Origin of the sequence: Nocardia stercoris, assembly GCF_003696265.1 — a bacterium.
In the GTDB taxonomy this organism is placed as follows: Bacteria; Actinomycetota; Actinomycetes; order Mycobacteriales; family Mycobacteriaceae; genus Nocardia; species Nocardia stercoris.
The window spans coordinates 406,586-413,246 of record NZ_RFFH01000005.1 but is presented as its reverse complement, the minus strand read 5'-3'; the positions used below and the strand labels follow the sequence as shown (position 1 = coordinate 413,246).

The following is a 6,661-nucleotide window of genomic DNA, read 5'->3' as shown; positions in this document are numbered from 1 at the left end:
TCGAGCAGGTCAAGAACTGGCGTGGCGTGGCGACTCGGTACGACAAGCTGGCCTCGACGTATCGGGCGGGGATCGTAATGGCCCTTGCCGTGGAATGGCTGAAGCTATTGGGAGACATGACCTAGTACTGCAACGGCAGTTGACTCGTCCGGCTCAGGCATGATCGTGCCTCGTGGTGTTGGATCATGTTGTGGCCGAGCTGGATTCGCTGTGTGATCGGATCGGTGGCCGGTTCCGGCGGGCCGAGCCGCGAGCTCGGGCCCGGGAGTATGTGTCCGGGCTGGTCGCCGGCCTGGAACGTAAGAACGGGTGGACGCTGGCCGAGCAGGCCGGTGAGGTCGGCCCGGACGGGATGCAACGGCTGGCTAGGCTGCGGCAGTGGCCACGGTGAAGACGCACCTCACGCACATCTACGCCAAGCTCGGCGTCGACTCGCGGGCTGCCGCGGTCTCGATCGCTCTGCGGCGGGACGGGATTCGCTGAACGATGTCCGTTTTCTCCTCGATCCGCATCCAGGGCGCTCCCACGCTCGAGCATGTCGATCTCGACGTGCTGGACGCGTATCGGTTCGCTGACGGCGGCGGGTTCCCGGCGTCCTATCGTGAGTTCGTACGTAGTCTCGGCTGGGGCCGACTGTTCGGGCTGTGGCTCGTGTATCCGCCCGTACTCGACGGCTATGCGGACGGCTGGCAGGCGAGAAGCCGGATCCTCACCGAGCGCCTCCAGGAGGCGTACCACGACGGGCTGGCAGAGGAGTTCGACTGGATGATCGAGCCGGACGGCGACTGGTCGCTGGTCGATTCGCTCCGAGTCTTCGCTATCAGTGAGAACGGGGACGTGTTGCTGTGGGACACCGCCGTTCGTGATGAACACGGCGAGTTCCCGGTGTACCGCTCGCAGCGGATGAACTCGCTGTGGCTGCTCGGGCCGTCGCTGGATGCGGCGTCGCCGATACTGAGGGCCGAGGCGCTGTCCGGTGAATTCGACTTCGACTTCGAACCCCTCGCGGCGCAGCGACTATCGTGACCGCCCGAACCAGCGCTGCTTCGACGTTCCTCTGCTTGTAGACCTCCCCGTCGAAGGCCGGTGGTTGCCCGCCGCGTGAACCTTTCGCCTGACGGTGGGCGACCCCGACGTCACCCCCGAGCCGAACAACAACGGCTGGGGCGTCCACAGCACGGGCTGGTTCGTCAATTCCGGTAACCCGGTGACACTGTCCATCACCGACCGGGCCGGTGCTCGCGGGGACCTGTCGGCGTTCCGGCGGAAGTTGTATCACTGTGTGACCACCCGACCTGACGCTGTGTTCGAGCTGGTCGACGCGGTGTTGTGCGCTGACGGGCCGGTCCGGTCGCTGCCGGAGTTGTCGCTGGTCGCCGAGCATCGCCCCGGGCACGGCAGTGTGTATGCGGCGCTGGACCGCGGCCGGATCGATGTGGACCGGCTGCGGCGGGCGCTGGCGGCGGTGCCGCTGCCGCGGGCCGCGGACGGGCGGGTGGTGCTGGCGGTGGATATCACCTGCTGGCTGCGGCCCGAAGCGCATACTTGCCCGCAGCGGATCCTGGGTCACACCTACGGGCGAGCCAAGAACACTCACCAGATGATCCCGGGCTGGCCGTTCTCGGTGGTGTGCGCGCTCGAAACCGGCCGCAGCTCCTGGACCGCACCGTTGGACGCGGTCCGGCTCGCGCCGGGTGACGACGCGGCCGAGGTCACCGCGGCCCAACTGCGGTCGGTGATCGGGAATCTGATCATCGCCGGTCAGTGGCGGCCCGGTGACCCCGAGATCTGGGTCATCGCCGACGCCGGCTACGACAGGCCCCGGCTGGCGTTCCTGCTGGCGGAGCTGCCGGTGCGGGTCCTGGCCCGGATGCGCTCGGACCGGGTCCTGCGACGCCCGGCACCGCCATGGCTGCCCGGCACCAAAGGGCGCCCGCCCCGCCACGGCGGTGAGTTCGTGTTCGGCGACCCCACGACCTGGGGTGAACCAGCGACCGAAACACGCACCGAGACAAGGCTTTACGGGCCGACCCGGGCACGGTCGTGGGACCGGCTGCATCCCCGGCTGACCCACCGCTCGTCCTGGGTCGCCGCCGGAAAACACCCCATCATCGAGGCACCGTGATCCGCCTCGACGTCGAGCGCCTGCCCAGCGGCGCGATACCGAAACCGGTCCGGCTCTGGCATTCGGGGACATGCCTCGACACCAACACTGTCGATCTGTTCTGGCAGGCGTTCCTGCGCCGGTTCGATATCGAGCACACCTTCCGCATGCTCAAGCAAACACTGGGCTGGACCGCCCCGAAACCCCGCAATCCTGCGGTCGCGGACCGGTGGACTTGGATGCTGCCGGCGGCTTACACCCAGCCGCGCCCGGCTCGCGGACTCGCGCGGGATCAGCGGCAGCCATGGGAGAAACCCGTTGCCGCGCAACAACTCACGCCAGCACGCGTCCGTCGGGTATTTCGGCACCTACGCCCGAACATCACTTGTCCGGCCGGCGCGCCGAAACCCTCACGTCCGGGTCCCGGCCGCCCGGCAGGCCGCCGCAATCAGCGACCTGCACCCCGCCACGACGTCCACATGAAGGCCACGAGCAACACTCGCGCACCAACGCCGACAGGGCCGCGACCACGCCGACAGGGTTAAAACTCAAGCTAGCACCATCACCATGGCGCCGGCCGTTCCCACTACGACCACTCCGGTGACCACCACCGCGCCCTCCGGTGGCGGAATCGGCAGTGCCAACAGCGACATCCTGGCGGGGCTCTCGGCCAGGTTCCGAGCGCACTGACCGAATCATCAAACTTCCCTCGAAGTAATAGGGCACCGCAGGAAAACTGCTCCCCGGGGTTGCACTGAGACATCAGCTCCGGTCTCCGGGAAGCAGTCATATGTCGCTGTCGGAACGAAGTTCCGGCTCGACGTCAGCGGGTCCAGCGGCCGGGCGGTGGGTCCATGGCGGTGTAGGCGAGCAGTGGTAGGGGCTGATCGTCGAGGAAGGTCTCGAGGAGCTGCGTGAAGAGCTGGGGCTGGTCGGTCGAGACCGCATGGCCCGCGCCCTGGATGTCGACCAGGGTCGCGTCGGGCAGCGTGTCCCGGTACTCGCGGCTGACCGGCCAGTGCAGGAAGTCGCACTGCGCGGCCATCACCAGGACCGGGACGTGCACGTTCCGCAAGACCGGTCTGGGGTCCGCGACAGACGCGAAATCGTGGGTCGTCTACTGGTTCACGTAGAAGCCCTGGAGGTTGTCGTGCGGGGGCGTGGCGACCTCCCGCGAGCACGAGGCTCCGTCTCGTCCGGTGAGGGCCACCTCGTGCATCCAGGAGTCGGCCTCGGCGTCAGGGACGAACGCGTGCGCGGCCTCGGGATTCACGCCCATCAGCAAGGACAGTGCGAGGATGCGCGGGTTGTCCATCAGGTCGTCGTAGCGGGCCTGCTGCGCGGGATTCATCGCGTTCCAGGGCTCACCGACCCCGTCCGGAAATGCCTGGGGCCAGATCGCCCCGGGCGCGACCACCACGGCTTTCGCGACCCGGTCCGGGTGGGCCGCGAGATACTGCGCGGTCAGCGAGCCACCCCAGGACCGGCCCACGAGAATCAGCTGGTCGGCGCCGAGCCGGACCCGGATCGCTTCGAGATCGTCCACCTGGCGCCGCACGGTGTAGCCGGTGACCTCGGTGAGGCGGGTCGAGCGGCCCGCACCCACTTGGTCGTAGGCGTAGACGTCGAATCCCTCGGCCGCCAGTTCCGCGCCGCCGGTCGGTATTCCCTCTCCCGGGGTTCCGGGTCCGCCGTGCAGGAAGATCACCGGAGGCTTTCGAACCGGGATCTGCGCGGGCGCCGCACGGACATAGGCGATGCGCGATCCGGTCGGCAGTTCCCAGTACCGGACATCCTGCGGCACAGCAGCTTTCGGCTGGGCCGGGAAGGGATGGAGGACGGTCGCCGCCGCGAGCGCGACGATCGCCGCCCCGACCGCGACGCTGAATCCGGCCGCACCCGACCACACCCGCCGCACCCCGGACACACGCAGTCCCCACCGGCTCGCCAGAAAGCACACGCCCACCGCGACCACCAGTCCCGCACCGAGGAACAGCGCCGGGACGGCCGCCAGGTACGCCACCACACCGACCGCGAGCGCGGCGAGGGCGATCGCCGCCACCAGGCCGAGTACGACGACCGCGCCGCCCAGCACGATCCGCCACCGGCGGCGCGAGGTCGCCGGCGTTACCGATTCCTGCTGTGTGGCTTCGATCTCGGACCCTTGTCTCGGTGCTAGTAGGTTCGTGGCAATCGAATCCACCAGTGTAGGTGGATTCACGGTCGGCTCGATCGAGGTCGGCACAGGATGGTGCGTGCGCTGTGGTTCGGCTCAGGTGGCTTCGAGGCTGTGCAGGATCGGGCGCAGCCGGGCGAGCGCCTGTTCGTCCTCGACGGCGATATCGCCGGTGGAGTCGAAGCGTTCGTCGCGGTCGGCGAGCGATCGGAGCTTCTTCACTACGGCGCGGCGAACCGATGCGGGCGCATCGGTCAACCGTTCGGTGAGCCGGAAGCCGATGTCGCGCGCCCACTTGTCGGTGACGGCACGCGCGACGACCTTGGCGATGCGCGCAGGCGTGCCCGGCAACGGCAGTCCGAGGTCGAGGAGGGCGATCGCGGCGACACCGCTGGTTTTGATGAGCGGCCCGGCGTAGTTCTTGCGGTCGGTGACCACGAGGTCGGCGAGCAGCGCCTCGAAATCGGTGTGCGCGCCGGCCGGAAGTAATTGCCGGGCATGCCAATCGAGGGCGAGGTGGACGGCTTCCTCGATCGGTTCGGCGCCGGCGTCGATGAGACCGCGCAGCACCGGCCAGCCGGTCGCGGCCGCGCGTGGATCGACGTCGGCGAGGACACCCAGCGCGGTGACCTGGTCACGTCGCTCGTAGATCGCTGTCGCGGGCTCGGTGCCGACGAGGCCGCGGCACCATTCGAGGAAACGTGGGTCGGTGCGGTCGGCCCAGTGTTCGAGGACCGCGGACTCGACGTACCGGAGATCGGCGTCGAGGACGCGATGGAAATCGTCGCGGCCCTTCGTCAACCGCGCCAGTGCGAGCAGCACGGTCGCATCGCCGCCACCACCCGCTTCCCGGATGCATTCGATACTCGTGTCGTCACCCCACGTAGCCAGCGTTTCGGCCGCTTGCTTCGGCAACTGTCCCAGCAGCTCCCGGACTCGGGGGTGTGCGCCGGCAGCAGCATCGGCGGGCCAGGAGCCGAGCAACGTGACGAGATGTCCGGCGCCGTCGCGGGACGGGTCCGCGGGCGGATCCCGTCGCAGCGCCTGCAGGATGGCAGCGACGAACATCGGTGCGGCAGGAGCGTTTTCGCTCGCGAGCGCGTGGCCGAGCGCGGAACGTCCGGTTGCCGAGGTGGCGACCATGAGGCCACGCGCGGCGGGGTTGGTGAGCAGGGCCTCCGCCATCGGGCGAGGCCATCGTCGGTCGCCGGCGCGCAGCAGCGCGAGTGCCGCGTCCGCGCGCGCGTCGGTATCGAAGCTGTTCGACCCGATAGTCGCGGTGGTCCCGGCCGTGACGCGTTGGGCAAGGACGACCAGCGCGTCACAGACCTCAGGAGTCGGCGGACACTGGCGCAAGGCGGCGATCATGGATTCAGGCTCGATGTCGGGTAGCACGGCGAGACTCAGCAGGCGCCGAACGGCCTTTGCGGCATCGGCACGGGAGCCGATGACGATGTCGACGAGCCCGGCGATCGTCGCGTCATCCGGCACCGGCAGTGCCGTCAGTACGTGAGTTGCAGCGTGAGTGTTGACCGTGCCCAACCACTCCGGGAGACTGCCGACCCCGAACGCGACGTTCGGCGCGACCTCGACCGCGAGTTCCCAACCCGTCACCAGCGCGTCGAGGTCGGTGCTCGCGCTGCTTCCGGCCGCGATGCGCGCGAGCCTGGCCGCCATCGTCAGACCGGGGTCCGCGTCAGCGAGTGCCGTTGCGGTGTCGGCGCCGAGCGTCGTGAGCGCGGCAACGCACGCCTGCTCCACCGGGCCGGCCGGGCGAGCAACGGCCCGCGCCACCAGAGCCATTGAGGCATCGGAATCGGTTGTGCGCGATTGGGCTTGCAGCAGAGCCGCAGCCGCCGCAGCCGGGCCGTCGTCGCAGATCAGTGGTCGCACCAGAGCGGCGATGCCGACCAGCGAGTCCCGGGCCGACCGGACCAGCGCAGCCGTCTCGGCGTCCGCCCAGCCGACCTTTTCGTAGTCGCGCACCGACTCGGCGAAAGCCAGCAGTAACCATGCCGTGTTCTCCGCATCCGCGCTCCGGCCCGCCCCGAGCAGTGCCGCGATCGCGGTCATCGCCGGAGCCGTCGAGGTGTAGAGGGTGCCCTGATGCAGCACCGCGCCCCACAACTCGTACAGTGACTGTTCGACGATCTCGGCGGCCGCCAGCCCCGCGATCCAGCCGGGCACATCGCTGGCGTCCCCGTAAGCGTGCTCCAGTGTCGCCCAGTCCACGTCGGCGACAGGGGCATACGGGTGAACGCCGTTCATAGAACCCCTTCTCGCGTTACTTTCTCCCGCGACAGCAACAATCATCGGGCGGATAACTCCTCGCGCATGTCCTCCGCCTGTGGATATGGAGGAGTACAGCCGACAGGACCTAC

General features: G+C 68.8%; 5 protein-coding genes and 2 pseudogenes. 4 read left to right on the top strand and 3 right to left on the bottom strand.

What is annotated here, in order from left to right; genetic code table 11:
• Positions 1 to 172: 172 nt before the first annotated feature.
• The 4 genes and pseudogenes from EBN03_RS15555 to EBN03_RS34560 form a co-directional block, all read left to right on the top strand.
• A pseudogene (locus EBN03_RS15555) lies at positions 173 to 382 on the top strand (IS701 family transposase); the annotation flags it as partial.
• Positions 382 to 483: pseudogene (locus EBN03_RS15550) on the top strand (LuxR C-terminal-related transcriptional regulator); the annotation flags it as partial. The pseudogenes EBN03_RS15555 and EBN03_RS15550, both read left to right, overlap by 1 nt.
• 3 nt (positions 484 to 486) lie before the next feature.
• Positions 487 to 1,026: a hypothetical protein gene (locus EBN03_RS15545; RefSeq protein ID WP_122188717.1), complete on the top strand. Its 540-nt coding sequence runs from the start codon at positions 487 to 489 to the stop codon at positions 1,024 to 1,026.
• A gap of 94 nt (positions 1,027 to 1,120) precedes the next feature.
• Complete coding sequence (locus EBN03_RS34560) at positions 1,121 to 2,125, top strand: transposase (protein ID WP_199742782.1); 1,005 nt, start codon at positions 1,121 to 1,123, stop codon at positions 2,123 to 2,125.
• Positions 2,126 to 2,927: 802 nt separating this feature from the next.
• Here EBN03_RS34560 and EBN03_RS15530 read toward each other — a convergent pair.
• The 3 genes from EBN03_RS15530 to EBN03_RS15520 all read right to left on the bottom strand — a co-directional run bounded on the left by EBN03_RS15530 (position 2,928) and on the right by EBN03_RS15520 (position 6,548).
• Positions 2,928 to 3,179 (bottom strand): alpha/beta fold hydrolase, encoded by a 252-nt coding sequence (locus EBN03_RS15530; protein WP_122188716.1) that lies wholly within the window; start codon positions 3,177 to 3,179, stop codon positions 2,928 to 2,930.
• 42 nt (positions 3,180 to 3,221) lie between these two features.
• Positions 3,222 to 4,199 carry an alpha/beta hydrolase gene (locus EBN03_RS15525; RefSeq protein ID WP_158675631.1) on the bottom strand — a complete coding sequence of 326 codons (978 nt, stop codon included), beginning with the start codon at positions 4,197 to 4,199 and terminating at the stop codon, positions 3,222 to 3,224.
• Positions 4,200 to 4,376: 177 nt separating this feature from the next.
• Positions 4,377 to 6,548: a hypothetical protein gene (locus tag EBN03_RS15520; RefSeq protein WP_147471602.1), complete on the bottom strand. Its 2,172-nt coding sequence runs from the start codon at positions 6,546 to 6,548 to the stop codon at positions 4,377 to 4,379.
• Positions 6,549 to 6,661: the final 113 nt, after the last annotated feature.